The sequence below is a fragment of the Corallococcus sp. AB049A genome (genome assembly GCF_003668885.1).
GTDB classification, from domain to species: Bacteria; Myxococcota; Myxococcia; order Myxococcales; family Myxococcaceae; genus Corallococcus; species Corallococcus interemptor.
Map to the genome: position 1 here is coordinate 1 of NZ_RAWL01000938.1, position 523 is coordinate 523.

General features: G+C 71.3%; 1 pseudogene. It reads right to left on the reverse strand.

Going from position 1 to position 523, the window contains the following annotated elements:
- Positions 1 to 73: 73 nt before the first annotated feature.
- Positions 74 to 523 (reverse strand): annotated as a pseudogene (locus tag D7X55_RS40330) (hypothetical protein); the annotation flags it as partial.

Consider the following 523-nt stretch of genomic DNA (forward strand, 5'->3'; position numbering starts at 1 on the left):
CAGCGTCCTTCCGGGCGCGTGGGGCACGGATGCGCAGCCGGTGAAGAGGAGGGCCACGCACGTGAGCAGGACGTCAGCGCGCATTGTCCACCCCCAGGCCCACCGACGCGAAAGCGCCCGGCCGCAGCGTCCCATCACCTTCTGGGAACAGCAGCGTGCCGCCCGTGGCCACCGCGTAGAGCTTCCCCGCCATGACTCGCCAGCGTGCTTCCGCCGCTCCCAGGTAGCGCGCCCCAGGTTGGCCCAAGCCCACGCCCAGCCCCCTCACCGCCACTTCCAGGCTGCGCTCCAGGAACTGCACCGCCACGCGCCCGTCTGCGTCCAAGCGGCCCCAGGAGAAAGCCTCCGCGCTCAGCGACAGCATCAGGTGCCGTTGAAGGCCTCGATAGCCCTCGGCATCCCAGCCCACACGAGCCTCGGCCTGGAGCGAGTACCCGTCCGGAAGGGGAGCGGACGCCAGCGGCACGCCCTCCGGGCCCACTGCCTGGAATCGCGCCAACTCGTAGTCCGGGCCGAAGAAGCC